Genomic DNA, 15,489 nt, shown 5'->3' with positions numbered 1-15,489 from the left:
ACCTTCTGATCACCCGTGCCGGCCCTCTGATCACACGTGCCGCCTTCCGGCGCACGGTCTCGCATGCGAAACGGCGGTCACCTCGCGAGAGGTGACCGCCGTTCGTCAGCGTTCTTCGTCGTCCCAGGGCCGGTTCCGGCGCGGCGGAGCGTTCCGCCCGCCGGACGGGCGGCGGGGCGGCGGGGTGTCGCGGCCGTCCTCGGGCGGACGCGGACGCCGTCGCGGAGCGTCACCGCGTGGCTCGCGCCGGCGCGGGTCGCCCTCTTCCGGACGGGGCGTGCGCCGGTTGGCCGGCGGCGGCTTGCGCGTGCCGCGGGCGCCCGGGTCGCGTTCGGCGGGAGCGCGAGGGGTTCGGCGTTCGCCGTCGGCGGGCGGCCGCGGACGTCGAGGCGGTTCGCCTTCCCGGCCACGCCGAGCGCCGGGCGGGACCGGGGTCTGCCCGGTCCGGTTCGAGCCGGCCGGCCGCGGACGCCCACCGGCCGCGGCGCGCGGGGCGGGCTTCTCGTCGTCCTCGTCGGCCCGGCGGTCGGGCTTCTTGGCCTTCTTCGGGGCGTCCGGGTCGCGCTCGCGGAAGATCCGGACGAAGCCGATCAGCAGCGTGATGCCGGTGGTGATCGCCATCATGGGGAAGCTGTTGATCAGCGGCGTGCCGATGTTCAGGGCTTTCGACAGCATGTCGTCGCCCTGGGCCCCCGCCGTCGACCCCGAGGTCAGCAGGATCACACTGGGCACGGTGACGGCCAGCACGAGCGGCGGCATCACCATCGGCCCGAACAGGCCCCGCCGCCGCACCGCGCAGACCGCGATCACGGCCCCGGCGATGTAGCAGACGATGAAGATCACCGGGATGTTCGTCTGGCTCGGCTTGCCCAGGAGGGCGCCCACGACCGCCAGGACGAGGCCGACCAGGACCGCCGCCCACCAGGGCAGTCCGCGCCTCGAACCGACGACAGGACGCTCATCCCACGCAACGGGGACGTCGTCGGCATCTGGATCGCTCTGGCGATCGCGAATCGCGGTCACAGGGCAACACCGTATCTCGTGGTTGTGAAGATCTTGCCAGCACCGCCGCCGACGTGGGCCGACAGCCACCCGGGGGCATGATCCGGTGGCGCCGGGTAGCGGCGGTGGAGCGAGCCGGGCGGCCCGCTCTGCCAGGGTCCTCCGCGAGGGGCGCCGGGGACAACCTGCGGTCGGAGGGTCGCTCGCGCCGGGCGCCGCGCGAAAGCGCTTGCCGCGGGACCCGCCAGCAGGTGGAGACCCGGCCAGGCGCGCGGTCACCGCTGGTCAGACGCGGTTCAACCACGCTCCGCGCGGCCGCCCACCGGCACGCCAGCACGCGCCCATACGAGCGCGGGCGTCACCGAGCGGCCGGCTGCCCGCTTCCTGCGCCTGGCTCACCCTCGAAGACCCTGGACGCTCAACTGGCTGCGAGCTCGTCCCCCTTCCGGACCGTCGGCACGGCCGCCGGGCTGCCCGATGCGTCGGTGAGCGGTGCCACCGTGGCCCGGAACGTCTCGAGTGCCTCCAGCTCCCGCCGGCGGGCCGACAGGAACCGCTGCAGGTGGGTGCTCGACAGGTTCAGCGCCTCCACCGCGCCGCCCGCCGCGCGGTGGGCCGCCGCCGCTCCGGCTCGGACCTGCTCCACGTCCGCCTCCAGTGTCCGGTCACTCGCCGCGAACAACGCCGCCGAGGCCAGCACCCCGAAACCCGTGGGGCCGCAGAGGAACACCCTCCGGTCGATCAGCCAGCGCAGCAGCTCCGGGTCCGTGTCCAGGGCCGCGACCACCGCCGCGTCGGACGGGACGAACATGATCGTGCCGTAGATCGCGTCCGCCCAGCGCTGGTAGCCCTTGCCCGCCAGGTCCGCCGCGCGGGAGCGGATCTGCCGGACGTGCGCGCGCAACGCGTCCATCCGCTCGTCCGGGTCGTCCGTCTCCACCGCCTCGGACCACGTCGCCATGCTCGCCTTCGCGTCCACCGGGACCGTGCGGTCGCCGCCCACCCGCAGCACCATGTCCGGCTTCGCCGAGCCGCCGCCGCCCAGGTCCGTCTGCAGGGTGAAGTGCAGGTCCTCGCGCAGCCCCAGCGCCCGCGCCGTCTCGACCAGCACCTGCTCGCCCAGCTCGCCGCGACCGCTGATCGACGCGAACGCGACCTCGTAGCGCCGCAGCGCCAGCTGCTGCTGGTCCGCCTTGGCCCGCTCGGCCGCCACCAGCCGGGCCGCCGCGTCCGCCCGGCGCATCCCGTCCTGGTACAGCCGCCACAGCACCGCGACGGCGAACAGCAGCAGGACCGCGAGCACGATCGCCGCGGTGGTCAGCACTGTCGCCACTTCGTCTCTCCCTCCAAGCTCCGGGCTCGCAGACATCATGGCGGACCGCACCGACAAAAATCGCACCCGATCCGTCGCTCTGGGTAGCTGACCTGCGAACACATCGATTCCGCCCGGGGCGTGTCCGATCTTGCCCGCTCGTGTTAGTACACACGTTCGAGTGAGCGGGCGGCGTGCCTGCGCGATTTCGTCGGAGCCGGGTCGTACCGTTGGCGCCCGTGAGATTCCTGCACACCTCCGACTGGCACATCGGCCGCACGTTCCACGGCGCCGACCTGCTCGCGGAACAGGAAGCGGTGCTCGGGCACCTCGCCGACCTGGTGGCCGGCGAGGCGATCGACGCCGTCCTGGTGGCAGGCGACATCTACGACCGCGCGGTCCCCTCCGCCGAAGCCGTGCGGGTGGCGACGAAAGCCGTCGCCCGGATCCGCGCGGCCGGCGCGCAACTGGTCGTCACGCCCGGAAACCACGACTCGGCGCCCCGCCTCGGCGCCTTCGCGGAGTTCGCCGCGGCCGGTGGGCTCCACCTGCGCACCACCGTCGCCGGGCTGGCCGAACCGGTGCTGCTCGACGACGCCGGCGGCCCGGTCGCCGTCTACGGCATCCCTTACCTGGAACCGGAACCGGCGCGCCACGCGCTGGGCGTACCCGACGCGCGCGGCCACACCGGCGTGCTCACCGAGGCCATGCGCCGGATCCGCGCGGACCTCGGAACCCGGCCCGGCGTCCGGTCGGTCGTGCTCGCGCACGCGTTCGTCACCGGCGGCGAACCCACCGACAGCGAACGGACCATCGCGGTCGGCGGCGTCGAACAGGTACCCGGCTCGGTCTTCGACGGCGTCGACTACGTGGCGCTCGGCCACCTCCACGGCCCGCAGACGCTCGCCGAGCACCTGCGGTACTCCGGCAGCCCGCTGGCCTACTCGTTTTCCGAGGCCCGCCAACGCAAATCGGTCTGGCTGGTCGACCTGGACGCCGACGGCCTCGCCGAGGTCCGGCGCCACGAGCTGCCCGTGCCGAGGGCACTCGCGGCGCTCACCGGCGAGCTCGAAGACCTCCTGCTCGACCCGGCGCACGACGCCTACCTCGACCACTTCCTGTCGGTCACGGTCACCGACCGGGTGCGCCCGGTCGACGCGATGCGGCGGCTGCGCATGCGGTTCCCGTACGCGGTGCACCTGGAGTGGGAGCCCGCGGGCGGGCACGCCGGCGCCCCGCTGCGCTACTCCGACGCCGTCCGCGGCCGGTCCGACATCGAGGTATCGCGCAGCTTCCTCGACGACTGCCGCGGCGCCCCGCCGACCGAAAGCGAAGAACAGCTCCTGTTCCTGGCCCTGGAAGCGGCCGACCGGGGGGCCCTCGCGAAATGAGGCTGCACAGGCTGGAGGTCGAGGCCTTCGGGCCGTACTGCGCGCGCGAAGTGGTCGACTTCGACGTGCTCGGCGCCGACGGTCTCTTCCTCCTGCACGGCGAAACCGGCGCGGGCAAGACGACGCTGCTCGACGCGATCGCGTTCGCGCTGTTCGGCGTGGTCCCCGGCGCCCGCAACGAGGCGAAGCGACTGAGGTGTGACCTCGCCGAGCGCGACCAGGTCACCGAGGTGGCGCTGGAGCTCACCGTGCAGGGCCACCGGCTGAAGATCGTGCGCAACCCGGAGTACCAGCGGCCGAAGCGGCGCGGCGAGGGCACGACCACCCAGCAGGCGAGGGTGTCGCTGAGCTGGATCGGCACCGCGCCCGCCGGTCTGGCGCCGGAGGGCCTGATCCGGATCGAAGAGGTCGCGCGCACCGTCGAGCGGCTGCTCGGGATGACCGCGGCCCAGTTCTTCCAGGTGGTGCTGCTCCCGCAGGGCGAGTTCGCCCGCTTCCTGCGATCGGACACCGCCGAGCGCGAGAAGCTGCTGGAGCGGCTGTTCGGCACCGAGCGCTTCGCCGATGTCGAACGCTGGTTCGCCGACCTGCGCGCCGAACGCGGTCGCGAGCTGGAAGCGCGGCAGCGGGACGTGCGCGAGCTGTTGGCCCGGTACGCGCAGGAGGCCCAGCAGGACCCGCCCGAGACGGACGTGGCCGAGTGGGTCGGCGCCGTGCTCACCGAGGCGGAAGCCCGGGTCGGGCAGGTGACAGCCGAGGAGGAGCGGGCGCGGGCGGCCGCGCAGCGAGCGGACCTCTACCTGCAGGAAGAACGCGCGGGCGCGGAAAAGATCCGCCGCGTCCGCACGGCGCACCTGCGGCTGCTCGAGATCACCGAACAGGCGCCGCAGCGGGCGGAGTGGGCGCAGGAGGTCGCCGCCGCGCGGCGGGCCGCCGGGGTCGCCGTGGAGGCCGACCTGCTGGACCGCCGGGCCGCCGAACTGACCGAAGCCGAGCAGGCGGAGAAGGCGCGCGGCGCCCGGCTGCGGGAGTTCGGCACCCGGGCGACCGGCGACCTGAAGGCGCGGGCGGCCGCGGCGCGCGAAGAGGCGGGCGCGGTCGCGGAACTGGTCGCCGAGGCCGAGCAGCAGGAACTCGACGTCATGCGGCGGGACGACCGGAAGCTGGTTGCCGTCACGGCTCGCCAGCAGGTCGAGGAGCTGTCCGCGGAACTCGCCGCGATCCCCGGCCGGCTGGCCGAGCTGCGGGCCGGTGCCCTCGAAGCCGCCGAAGCCGAAGCGAAGCTCGACGGCGCCAAGGCGAAGGTGGAGGAGCTGCGCGCCTTCGCCCGCGACGCGGCCGAACTGCCCGAGGCGCAGGCGAAGGTCCAACGGGGCGAGGCGAAGTTGCGCGAGGTCGTCGACACGCACCAGGCGGCCCGGCAGCGCCGGCTCGACCTGCGGGAGCGACGGCTCGACGGCATGGCGGCCGAGCTGGCCGCCGCGTTGCCGGACGGCGCGCCGTGCCCGGTGTGCGGCTCGGCCGAGCACCCGGCGAAGGCGAACCGGGACGTCGAGCTGGTCGACCCGGCGGAGGAACGCGCGGCCGAGGAAGCCGAGCAGGCGGCGGACGCGGTGCGGCAGCGGGTGGTCGTCGCGCTGGAAGAGGCGAAGGCGCGGCTGGCCGGGCTGATCGAACGGCTGGCCGGGCGCACGGCCGGGTCGATCACTGCCGAGCTGGCGGAGGCCCGCGCCACCGTCGCCGCGTTGACCGGGCAGGCGTCCGCCAAGGCCAAGCTGGGGCACCAGGTCGTCCTGCTGGAGCGTGATCTGGAAGCGCGCACCGAGCGCCTTCGCCGGGCCGAACAGGCGGCGACCGAAGCCATGACCGACGTCCGCGCCCTGGAGGAGCGGCTGGCCGAGCGGGAGCGCCGCCTGGTCGCCGGGCGGGGTGAGTTCGCGGACGTCGGCGCGCGGCGGCAGCACCTCCTCGGCCTGGCCGAGGCCCTGGAGGCGGTCGCCGAGGCGCGCACGGCGGTCGTCGGCGCGCGGGAACGCGTCACCCAGCAGCGGGCGCTGGTCGACGCGGCGGTCGCGGCGAAGGGGTTCACCTCGCTGAAGAAGGCGCGCGCCGCGATGCTGCCGGACGAGCAGATCGAGAAGCTGGAGCAGGGCATCGCCGAAGCCGAGGCGGCCGCCGCGGGCGCGCGGGCGCTGCTGGCCGAGCCGGACCTGTTCGGGATCTCGCCGGACGACGTCGTGGACGTCGGGCGGGCGGCCGACGCGGCCCAGCTGGCCCGGGCGCGCGCGGACTCCGCGTACGCGGCGCTTCGGGCGGCCACCGCGCAGCACGAGGAGCTGACCCGGCTGGCCGGTCTGCTGCGCGCGGCGCTGGCCGGGCTCGCGCCGGCCGAAGCGGAGTACGCCGAGCTGCGGGCCCTGGCGGAGGTCGTCAACGGGCGCGGGCAGAACAGCCGCAAGATGTCGCTGCGGTCGTACGTGCTGGCGGCCCGGCTCGAAGAAGTCGCCGTCGCCGCCACGCACCGGCTGCGCACGATGAGCCAGGGCCGGTACTCGTTCGTGCACTCGGACGCGGCCGGGGCGCGCGGCACCCGCGGCGGGCTCGGCATCGACGTGCTGGACGACTACTCGGGCACCATCCGCCCGGCGAAGACCCTGTCCGGTGGCGAATCGTTCCTCGCGTCACTGGCCCTCGCGCTGGGGCTGGCGGACGTCGTCGCGGGGGAGGCGGGCGGCGCGCTGCTGGACACGCTGTTCGTCGACGAAGGGTTCGGTACGCTGGACGCCGAAACCCTCGACGTCGTGATGAACATCCTCGACGAGCTCCGTGCCGGCGGCCGGGTGGTCGGGCTGGTGTCCCACGTCGAGGAGCTGCGGCAGCGCATCCCGACCCGGCTGCGGGTCCGGAAGTCCCGCACGGGTTCGACATTGGAGGTGCGCGCGGGCTGATCGCTCGGACAAGATGAAGCCATGACGGACCAGCCGCCGAACGGCCTGCCCCGCTACCGCCTGCTCACCGGCCCGGACGACGCGAAGTTCTGCCACCGGGTCAGCGAGGCGCTCGAACTCGGCTACCGCCTGCACGGCTCACCGGCGGCGACGTTCGACGGGAACCAGGTCATCGTCGCCCAGGCCCTGCTGTGGCAGGGCGAACAGGGCTAGCCGGCCAGAGTGGGGGCCGCCGCGTTCCGGAGGTACATCCCGGCGTAGGAACACCACGGCGTCCACGCACGGGCCCGCTCGCCGAGTGAGGCCGGCGCGATGCCCAGGGCCTCGGCGCCGCGCCGGACCTCGGTGTCGCCGGCGAGCAGGACGTCCGGGGCGCCGAGGACGCGCATCAGCACGTAGTCCGCCGTCGACGGGTCGACGCCCGGGCACGCCAGCAGCTCCGCGCGCAGTTCGGCCGCCTCCCGGCCGACGTGGACCGCCAAGCGCCCTTCGGCCAGGGCGGCGGCCACGCCGGTGACGGTTTCGCCGAGCCCGGCCGTCGCAACCTGGGCCGCCGTCGGGAAGAGCCGCTTCACGCCCCACTCGCCCGGCACTTCTTCGCCGGGCGGTACCCCATCGAGCAGGGCCCGGAGCAGCAGTTCCTCGCCGTCCACCGCGCCCGGCACCCGGATCCCCGGCACGGCCGCGACCACCGGGGCCAGCGCCGGATCGGCGCCGAGGACGCGGGTGACCGCCGCGGGGTCGGCGTCGAGGTCGAGCAGCCGGCGCACCCGGCTGACCGCGCTGCCGAGATCGCGCAGGTCGGTGAGCACCAGCTCACAGCGCACGTGGTCGGGCGAAGGCGTCAATCGCACGACGCCGGTGCCGTGGGCGAGCCGCAGGGTCCGCGCGTAGGTCTCCGCAGTGACTTCTTCGATGCCCGGCAGCGCGTGGGCCGCGAAGAAGCGAAGCAACCCTGAAGCGTCGAAGGGCGGCCGGAACGGCAGCCGCAGGCTGAGCCGAGTTCCGGTCACATCGCTCTGCCGGCCACGTCGTGAAGCCGCGAAGGCACGAAGCTGCGAAGGCGTCGTGGCGAACACTTCGCGGATCGTCTCGTTGAACTGCCGCACGCTGGAGAAGCCCGCCGCGAAGGCGACGTCCGTCAGCGGCAGCTCGGACATCTCGATGAGCAGCCGCGCCGAGTGCGCGCGGTGCGCGCGGGCCAGGGCCAGCGGGCCCGCGCCCAGCTCGGCGGTGAGCACCCGGCCCAGCTGGCGTTCCGAGTACCCGAGCCGCCGGGCGAGACCCGGGACGCCTTCGCGCTCGACGGTCCCGTCGGAGATCAGGCGCATCGCCCGCGCGGCCAGGTCGGCGCGCACGTTCCAGTCCGGTGAGCCGGGCACGGCGTCGGGCAGGCAGCGGCGGCAGGCGCGGAAGCCGTTGGCCTGCGCGGCCGCCGACGTCGGGAAGAAGCGGACGTTCTGCACCTTCGGCGTCGACGCCGGGCAGGACGGGCGGCAGTAGATCCCGGTGGTGCGGACCGCCATGATGAACTGGCCGTCGAAGCGCGAGTCGCGGGCGGTGACCACGCGGTAGCAGCGCTCGGCGTCGCGCCAGAGTGAGAGCGTTTCGGTGACCATTGATCCGAGCATGCCAGCAGGTCAGCGCCGTCGCTGGCGGAAATCCGCCACGGCGTTGGGTGCGTGGGCCGCGACCGGGGCAGCCACGTAGACTGCGGGGTCGTGAGCCTCACCCTCGGTATCGTCGGCCTGCCCAACGTCGGCAAGTCCACCCTGTTCAACGCGCTGACCCGGAACAACGTGCTCGCCGCGAACTACCCGTTCGCGACGATCGAGCCGAACGTCGGTGTCGTGCCGCTGCCGGACCCCCGGCTGGACAAGCTGGCCGAGCTGCACAAGTCGGAGAAGATCGTCCCGGCCGTGGTGTCCTTTGTGGACATCGCGGGCATCGTGAAGGGCGCGTCCGAGGGTGCCGGGCTGGGCAACAAGTTCCTGGCGAACATCCGTGAGGCCAACGCGATCTGCCAGGTCATCCGCGTGTTCGACGACCCGGACGTGATCCACGTCGACGGCCGGATCGATCCGCTGAGCGACATCGAGACGATCAACACCGAGCTCATCCTGGCCGACCTGCAGACCCTCGAGAAGGCCGTCTGGCGGTTGGAGAAGGAAGCGCGGACCAAGAAGGAAGCCAAGCCCGCGCTCGAAGCCGCGCAGAAGGCGAAGGAGATCCTCGACAGCGGACGCACGCTCTTCTCGGCTCAGAAGGACGTCGACCTCGAACTGCTTCGCGAGCACAGCCTCCTGACGACGAAGCCGTTCCTGTACGTCTTCAACGCCGACGAGGCGGTGCTCACGGACGAAGCCCGCCGCGAGGAGCTGACCAAGCTGGTCGCCCCGGCGGACGCGGTGTTCCTCGACGCGAAGGTCGAGGCGGAGCTGCTGGAGCTGGACGACGAGGAGTCGGTGCGCGAGCTGCTCGAGTCGGTCGGCCAGCCGGAGCCGGGGCTGTACTCCCTGGCCCGCGCGGGTTTCCACACCCTCGGCCTGCAGACGTACCTGACGGCGGGCCCGAAGGAGTCCCGCGCGTGGACGATTCCGCAGGGCGCGACGGCCCCACAGGCGGCGGGCGTGATCCACACGGACTTCGAGCGCGGCTTCATCAAGGCGGAGATCGTCTCCTACGACGACCTGATGGCGGCGGGTTCGATGGCGGCGGCCCGCGCGGCGGGCAAGGTCCGCATGGAGGGCAAGGACTACGTCATGGCCGACGGCGACGTGGTCGAGTTCCGCTTCAACGTCTGACGCACGCTGCGTGAGCAAGAACTACTGACTGTCGCTTTCATTGGACGCAGGATATACTGCGTCCAATGAAAGCTTCGTCGAGCTTGCTGCCGCTGCTGCGGTCGCGCATGCAGGGTGAGCTGTTGGCGCTGGTGCTGCTGCACCCGGAGCGCGAGTACAGCATCACCGAGCTCGCCGAGGCGTGTGGTGTCACGCCGACGGCCGTGCTGCGAGAGGTCGAACGGCTCGTCGGCGGCGGCATCCTGGAAGACCGGCGGGTCGGCCGGAGCCGGCTCGTCAAAGCCCGCACGGACACCCCGCTCTACCGGCCGCTGAGCGAGGTCATCGCGGTCACCTTCGGGCCGCTGCCGCTGCTCGCCGAGGCCTTGTCCGGTCTGGCGGGCGTGCGCGAGGCCTACATCTACGGCTCCTGGGCCGCGCGCTACAGCGGCGAACCGGGGCCGCCGCCCGGGGACGTCGACGTGCTCGTCGTCGGCTCGCCCGACCCGGACGCGCTCTTCGACCTGGCCGAGGGCGTGTCACGGCGGCTGGGCCGCGAGGTCAACGTCCACCGGATCTCGCCGGCGTCGTGGGCGGCGGACAGCGCGGATCCGTTCCTCACCAGCGTGCGTGAGCGTCCGCTGGTCCCGCTGCCCCTCGATCAGGAGACTTCCCGATGACCCGGTGGAACCAGGGCCGCGCCACGATCGACGCGCTCATCGCGCGCGGTTCCCTCGAACACGTCCCGGCTTCGCGGGAGGCCGCGGAAGCGGAGCTCGCCCGGGCCCGCACGCACGTCGCTTCGGCACGGCAGCTACTGGCCTCGGACCCGGAGGGCGCCTACACGCTGGCGTACGACGGCGCCCGCCGGTCGCTGGCGGCCGTCCTGCAGAACCAAGGCCTGCGTGCGACGAGCCGCGGGGGCCACATCGCCGTCTACGAAGCGGTTCTCGCGCAGCTCGATCCGCCGCTGGGGCCGCTTCTGCGTCCCTTCAACCGGATGCGGGTCCGGCGCAACGAAGTCGCCTACCGTTCTTCCGAGGCGCCTTCGGTGACCGCCGAGGACGTGACGGCCGATGTGGCGAAGGTCGAAGACCTCATCGGGGTCGCCGAGAAGACGATCCCGAACATGTCCCGCTACTGATGGCGCGGACCGAGCCCCGCCCGCTCACGCCGAACGAGCGGACGACACTGGACACACTGCTCGCGGCGGACTTCCCCGGTGCCGCGGAACTGCGCGCGCAGGCCACCACGGCCCGGGTGACCGGCCGCTGCGGCTGCGGGTGCCCGAGCATCAACCTGGTGGTCGACGGGACCCTGCCGGCCGCGGAGCTCGCCGACGCCCCGGTCGCGGTCGAAGCCGACGGGCCCGACGGGGGGCTCATCGTGTTCGCCGAGGAGGGGCGCCTGTCCTGCCTGGAGTACTGGTCCGTCGGTGACGAGCCACCGGCCGAGTTCCCGCCACCCGGGCAAATCACCGGTAGCCCGCCGGATCCGGAAGATCCGGCAGGCCCTGGCGAACTAGCCGAGCAGGCCCAGCACCGCGATCGCGATCAGCACCACCGCGGTGGCGAGGGCGTTGATCCAGGCGCGCTGGGCGGGGGTGAGGGCGGCGGTGCTGTTCATGGCGTTCCCTATGGGCCGAACCGATGCTTCCGCAGGAACAGCGCGCTGATCATGCCGCCCGTTAACAGCTGTGATCGAACTCTCAGCCGTCCAGGTGACGGCGGTTGCGGGCGGTGAACCAGAGCACCCCGCCGGCTGCCGCCACCATTGCCGCGAACGCCGCCGTGCCGACCACGATTGCCTGAGTCATCTGTGTCTCCCTCCCGAAGGTTCCGGTAACCGAGAGACGCCGAACCCGGGCGAAGGTGCACTCAGCGTAGCCGAGATCACACCGCGGCGAGCACCTCATCGATCTGCGACGCCAGGTCGAAGTCCTTCGCCGTCAGGCCGCCCGCCGAGTGGGTGCTGAGCCGGAAGGTCAGCGTGCGCCAGCGGATGTCGATGTCCGGGTGGTGGTCGGCGGCCTCGGCGAGTTCCGCCACCCGGTTCACCACCTCGATCGCCTGGGGGAAGCTCGCCAGCTCCACCTCGCGGGAGATCACCGCGCCGGACCGCGTCCAGTCCGCGGCCAATCGTCCGTCGGCCTCGGAGTCGCTCAAGATTTCCGTCATGTCTCCATGGTCGTCCGTCCTGGACTACGCTGCACGGTTGCCACGGGAGTCCGGTGAGCCGGGCTGAGAGGCGGGGTCACCCGCGACCGTTCGCACCTGACCGGATCATGCCGGCGACGGGAGGGCTTCCCTCCCGCGTCCGGCGAAGTGCAGGAGGGTAGATGAAACGCAGGGCTGTTCGCGCCGCGACGGCCATTGCCGCCGTCAGCGCCGTCGCCGCGGCGTGCTCGCTGTCGGACGGTGACGGTGGTACGCAGCAGACGCCCACCGTCACCCTCGTGACGCACGATTCGTTCCTCGCGCCGCAGGAGGTGCTCGACGCCTTCCAGAAGCAGTCGGGCATCAAGGTCTCCGTGCTCAAGCAGGGCGACGCCGGATCGCTGACCAACAAGCTCGTGCTGACGAAGGCCAACCCGATCGGCGACGTCGCGTACGGCGTCGACTCCACCTTCGCCTCGCGGGCGCTGGCCGAGGGCGTCTTCGAGCCCTACACCAGCCCGGAAGCCGACCGCGGGCCGCAGCGCTACGCCGTCGACCCCGAGCACCGGCTGTCGGCGGTCGACGTCGGCGACGTCTGCGTCAACGTCGACACGAACTACTTCGCCGGCAAGGGGATCCCGGCGCCGTCGAGCTACGACGACCTGGCCGACCCGAAGTACAAGGACCTGCTGGTCGCCGAGGACCCGGCGACGGCTTCGCCCGGCCTGGCGTTCCTCCTCGGCACCATCGCAAAGTACGGCGAGGCCGGCTGGAAGGACTACTGGACGAAGCTGAAGGCCAACGGCGTCAAGGTGGTCAGCGGCTGGGAAGAGGCCTACACCAAGCAGTTCTCCGGCTCGTCCGGCAAGGGCCCGCGGCCGATCGTCGTCTCGTACGCGTCGTCGCCGGCCGCCGAAGTCGGCGACGACGGGAAGCCGCGCACCAAGGCGCTGCTCGACACCTGCTACCGGCAGGTCGAGTACGCCGGCGTGCTGGCGAACGGCAAGCAGGTCGAGAACGCCCGCAAGGTCGTCGACTTCCTGCTCTCGCAGCAGTTCCAGGCCACGGTCGCGGCCAACATGTACGTCTACCCGGCGCGCCAGGGCGTCGACCTGCCCGCCGGCTGGGCGCAGGTCGCGCCGCTGCCGCAGAAGCCGCAGACGCTGCCCGCGGACCAGGTGCAGGCCGGACGCGAGAAGTGGATCGGCGAATGGCGCACGCTCGTGCAGTGACACCCGGGACGCCGCCCCGGAGCCTCCGGCGCGCAACAGCCCCGCCGCGGACCGCCCGCGGGCTCGGGCTGGCGCTGCTCGGGCTGGCCCCGATCGGGTTCCTGGTGGTGTTCTTCGCCTGGCCGGTGCTGGCGATCATCGGCCGCGGGTTCGCCGCGGGCGGCCTCGACGTCGTGCTCGGCGACGCGCGGACCTGGCAGCTGGCCGGGTTCACCGTCGCGAGCGCGGCCGCGTCGACGGTGGTCGCCGTGCTGGCCGGGCTGCCGGTGGCGTTCCTGCTGGCGCGGGTGCGGCTGCCCGGCGTCGGCTTGGCGCGGACGCTGGTGCTGGTGCCGTTCGTGCTGCCGACCGTGGTCGTCGGGCTGGCGTTCCGGGCGCTGTGGCCGGACGGCGGCGTGCTGCCGATCGTGCTGGCCAACGCCTTCTTCAACGTCGCCGTCGTCGCGCGGACCGTCGCCGGGCTGTGGGCGCGGCTCGACTCGCGGACGACCGACGCCGCCCGGGCGCTCGGCGCGTCGCCCTGGCGGGCCTTCCGGTCGGTGACGCTGCCCGCGCTGGCGCCCGCGATCGCGTCCGCCGCGGCCGTGGTGTTCCTGTTCTGCGCCACCAGCTTCGGGGTCGTCCTGATCCTCGGCGGAGCCCGCTACCGGACCCTGGAAACCGAGATCTACCTGCGGACGGTCGACCTCCTGGACCTCTCCGGCGCGGCCGCGCTTTCGCTGATCCAGTTCGCGGCCGTGGTCGCCGCGCTGGTCCTCGGCGGGCTGGCGCGGCGGCGCAAGGAAGGCGCCCGGATCGGTTCCGGCGGCGCACGACCGCCGCGGGGCGGCGAGTGGTGGGTCGTCGGCGCCGCGGGAGTCGTGCTCGCGTCGCTGGTGACGCCGATCGTCGCGCTCCTCGCCGAATCGGTGTCCACTGAGGACGGCTGGAGTCTCGCGGGGTACCGGGCACTGACGAGCACCGGCGAGAAGGGCGCGCTCCAGGTGTCCGGCTGGGACGCCGCGCTGAACTCGCTGAAGGTGGCCATCGACGCGACACTGCTCGCGATGGTCGTCGGCGTGCTCGCGTCCGTCGTGCTGGTGGCGCTGCGGCGCTCGCCGGCACGAACCGCGCGCGGCCTGGGCGAGACGATGGACGCCGTCCTGATGCTGCCGCTCGGGGTGTCCGCGGTGACCGTCGGGTTCGGCTACCTGGTGACGCTCGACGCGCTGCCCGGCGACCTGCGGACGTCGCCCTACCTGGTCCCGCTGGCCCAGGCGCTGGTGATCATCCCGCTGATCGTGCGGATGGTGCTGCCGGTGCTGCGCTCGGTCGACGTCCGGCTGCGGCAGGCCGCCTCGACGCTCGGGGCGAGCCCGCTGCGGGTGTGGCGGGAGATCGACCTGCCGCTGACGCTGCGGCCGCTGGTCGCGGCGGCGGGCTTCGGCTTCGTCGTGGCCCTGGGCGAATTCGGCGCGACGAGCTTCCTCGCCCGGCCCACGGCGCCGACGCTGCCGGTCGCGGTCGCGACGCTGATGGCGCGCCCGGGGGAGCTGAACAACCAGATGGCGTACGCGGCGTGCGCGTTGCTGATGCTCGTGACGGTGCTGGCGGTCGTCCTGATCGACCGGCTCGGGCGCGGCGGGGTGGGAGAGTTCTGATGGCGTTGTCGGTGCGGGACCTGACCGTCCACTACGGATCGTTCGCGGCGGTGCGCGACGCCCGGCTGGACATCGCCGACGGCGAGGTGCTGGCGCTGCTCGGACCGTCGGGCTCGGGCAAGTCGACGCTGCTGCGCGCGATCACCGGCCTCGAGCCGTCGGCGCGCGGCTCGGTGAGCTGGGACGGCGAGGACCTCGGCGCGGTCCCGGTGCACCGGCGCGGCTTCGGCCTGGTGTTCCAGGACGGCCAGCTGTTCGCCCACCGCGACGTCGCCGCGAACATCGCCTTCGGCCTGCGGATGCACGGGGTACCGCGGTCGGCGTGGGCCCCGCGGGTCGCCGAGCTGCTGGAGCTGGTGGGCCTCTCCGGTTTCGAACGACGGCGGGTGACCGAGCTGTCCGGCGGCCAGGCCCAGCGGGTGGCGCTGGCCCGGGCGCTGGCGCCGGAGCCGCGGCTGCTGCTGCTCGACGAGCCACTGTCCGGTTTGGACGCGGGACTGCGTGAGCAGCTGGCGATCGACCTGGCGGACCTGTTGCGGCGCAGCAAGATCACGGCGCTGCTGGTGACGCACGACCAGGAAGAGGCCTTCACGCTGGCCGACCGCGTGGCGGTGCTCGACGCGGGGGAGGTCCGCCAGGAGGGTGCGGTCCGGCGGGTGTGGCGGAATCCGGCGGACGACGACGTGGCGCGGTTCCTCGGCGTGACGACGTTCCTCGATGCCGTGGCCGCGGGCGGAAACGTGCACACGGAGCTGGGGGAGCTGGGGCTCCCGGACGTCGGCGACGGCCCGGTGCGGCTGGGGTTGCGGCCGCACGCGCTGCGGGTGGCGACGTCCGGAGTGGACGGTGAGGTGGTGGCCGCGGTGCACCGGCGGGAGCACGTGCGGCTGGTGGTGAAGCTCGCGGATTCCACTGTGGACGCCGTGGCGCCGGCGGCGTCGGACCTGCGGGCCGGGGACGCGGTGAAGCTGGAGCTCGACCCGGACGGCGTCGCGCTGGTCGGTTGACGCCGTCCGGAAGGAACC

13 protein-coding genes are annotated in these 15,489 nt (G+C 73.1%); 9 read left to right on the top strand and 4 right to left on the bottom strand.

All coding sequences use genetic code 11. The features are described 5' to 3' along the window. Positions 1-105: 105 nt before the first annotated feature. The gene (locus QRY02_RS29765) at positions 106-1,023 is read right to left on the bottom strand and encodes a DUF6542 domain-containing protein (RefSeq protein WP_285986142.1); all 918 of its coding nucleotides are present in this window, start codon (positions 1,021-1,023) and stop codon (positions 106-108) included. Between the two features lie 397 nt (positions 1,024-1,420). Next, complete coding sequence (locus QRY02_RS29760; protein WP_285986141.1) at positions 1,421-2,335, bottom strand: DNA recombination protein RmuC; 915 nt, start codon at positions 2,333-2,335, stop codon at positions 1,421-1,423. Between the two features lie 218 nt (positions 2,336-2,553). Here QRY02_RS29760 and QRY02_RS29755 point away from each other — a divergent pair, with 218 nt between their 5' ends. From QRY02_RS29755 to QRY02_RS29745, 3 genes are read left to right on the top strand one after another with little or no spacing between them, the layout of a single operon-like run. Beyond that, complete coding sequence (locus QRY02_RS29755) at positions 2,554-3,705, top strand: exonuclease SbcCD subunit D (protein ID WP_285986140.1); 1,152 nt, start codon at positions 2,554-2,556, stop codon at positions 3,703-3,705. Next, positions 3,702-6,653, top strand: a complete 2,952-nt coding sequence (locus QRY02_RS29750) for an AAA family ATPase (protein ID WP_285986139.1) — start codon at positions 3,702-3,704, stop codon at positions 6,651-6,653. Before QRY02_RS29755 ends, QRY02_RS29750 begins: the two co-directional genes overlap by 4 nt. Before the next feature lie 21 nt (positions 6,654-6,674). Next, the gene (locus QRY02_RS29745) at positions 6,675-6,866 is read left to right on the top strand and encodes a DUF1737 domain-containing protein (RefSeq protein ID WP_285986138.1); all 192 of its coding nucleotides are present in this window, start codon (positions 6,675-6,677) and stop codon (positions 6,864-6,866) included. On the opposite strand, the gene QRY02_RS29740 is transcribed toward QRY02_RS29745, so the two are convergent. Then, on the bottom strand, positions 6,863-8,272 hold the full coding sequence (locus QRY02_RS29740; RefSeq protein ID WP_285986137.1) for a DNA-3-methyladenine glycosylase 2 family protein: 1,410 nt from the start codon (positions 8,270-8,272) through the stop codon (positions 6,863-6,865). The two genes, QRY02_RS29745 and QRY02_RS29740, sit on opposite strands and share 4 nt — an antisense overlap. 102 nt (positions 8,273-8,374) lie before the next feature. Here QRY02_RS29740 and ychF point away from each other — a divergent pair, with 102 nt between their 5' ends. The 3 genes from ychF to QRY02_RS29725 all read left to right on the top strand — a co-directional run bounded on the left by ychF (position 8,375) and on the right by QRY02_RS29725 (position 10,580). Further along, positions 8,375-9,457: a redox-regulated ATPase YchF gene (gene ychF, locus QRY02_RS29735; RefSeq protein WP_285986136.1), complete on the top strand. Its 1,083-nt coding sequence runs from the start codon at positions 8,375-8,377 to the stop codon at positions 9,455-9,457. A 65-nt stretch (positions 9,458-9,522) separates the two neighbouring features. Then, a complete protein-coding gene (locus QRY02_RS29730; protein WP_285986135.1) occupies positions 9,523-10,116 on the top strand; it encodes an ArsR family transcriptional regulator in 594 nt (197 codons plus the stop codon). Continuing rightward, complete coding sequence (locus QRY02_RS29725) at positions 10,113-10,580, top strand: hypothetical protein (RefSeq protein ID WP_285986134.1); 468 nt, start codon at positions 10,113-10,115, stop codon at positions 10,578-10,580. The genes QRY02_RS29730 and QRY02_RS29725 overlap by 4 nt, the downstream gene beginning before the upstream one ends. 748 nt (positions 10,581-11,328) lie before the next feature. Here QRY02_RS29725 and QRY02_RS29720 read toward each other — a convergent pair. Continuing rightward, complete coding sequence (locus QRY02_RS29720) at positions 11,329-11,613, bottom strand: 4a-hydroxytetrahydrobiopterin dehydratase (protein ID WP_285986133.1); 285 nt, start codon at positions 11,611-11,613, stop codon at positions 11,329-11,331. Positions 11,614-11,774: 161 nt separating this feature from the next. Between QRY02_RS29720 and QRY02_RS29715 the strand changes: the two genes are divergently transcribed. The 3 genes from QRY02_RS29715 (at position 11,775) to QRY02_RS29705 (ending at position 15,471) form a co-directional block, all read left to right on the top strand. Further along, positions 11,775-12,824, top strand: coding sequence for a thiamine ABC transporter substrate-binding protein (locus QRY02_RS29715; protein ID WP_285986132.1), 1,050 nt, complete (start codon positions 11,775-11,777; stop codon positions 12,822-12,824). A gap of 83 nt (positions 12,825-12,907) precedes the next feature. Beyond that, positions 12,908-14,464, top strand: coding sequence for an ABC transporter permease (locus QRY02_RS29710; RefSeq protein ID WP_285993947.1), 1,557 nt, complete (start codon positions 12,908-12,910; stop codon positions 14,462-14,464). Then, positions 14,464-15,471 carry an ABC transporter ATP-binding protein gene (locus QRY02_RS29705; protein WP_285986131.1) on the top strand — a complete coding sequence of 336 codons (1,008 nt, stop codon included), beginning with the start codon at positions 14,464-14,466 and terminating at the stop codon, positions 15,469-15,471. The genes QRY02_RS29710 and QRY02_RS29705 overlap by 1 nt, the downstream gene beginning before the upstream one ends. Positions 15,472-15,489: the final 18 nt, after the last annotated feature.

It is taken from the genome of Amycolatopsis sp. DG1A-15b (genome assembly GCF_030285645.1).
Classification (GTDB): Bacteria; Actinomycetota; Actinomycetes; order Mycobacteriales; family Pseudonocardiaceae; genus Amycolatopsis.
Note: the sequence above shows the minus strand (reverse complement) of the source record. Positions and strands in the feature narration are given on the sequence as shown.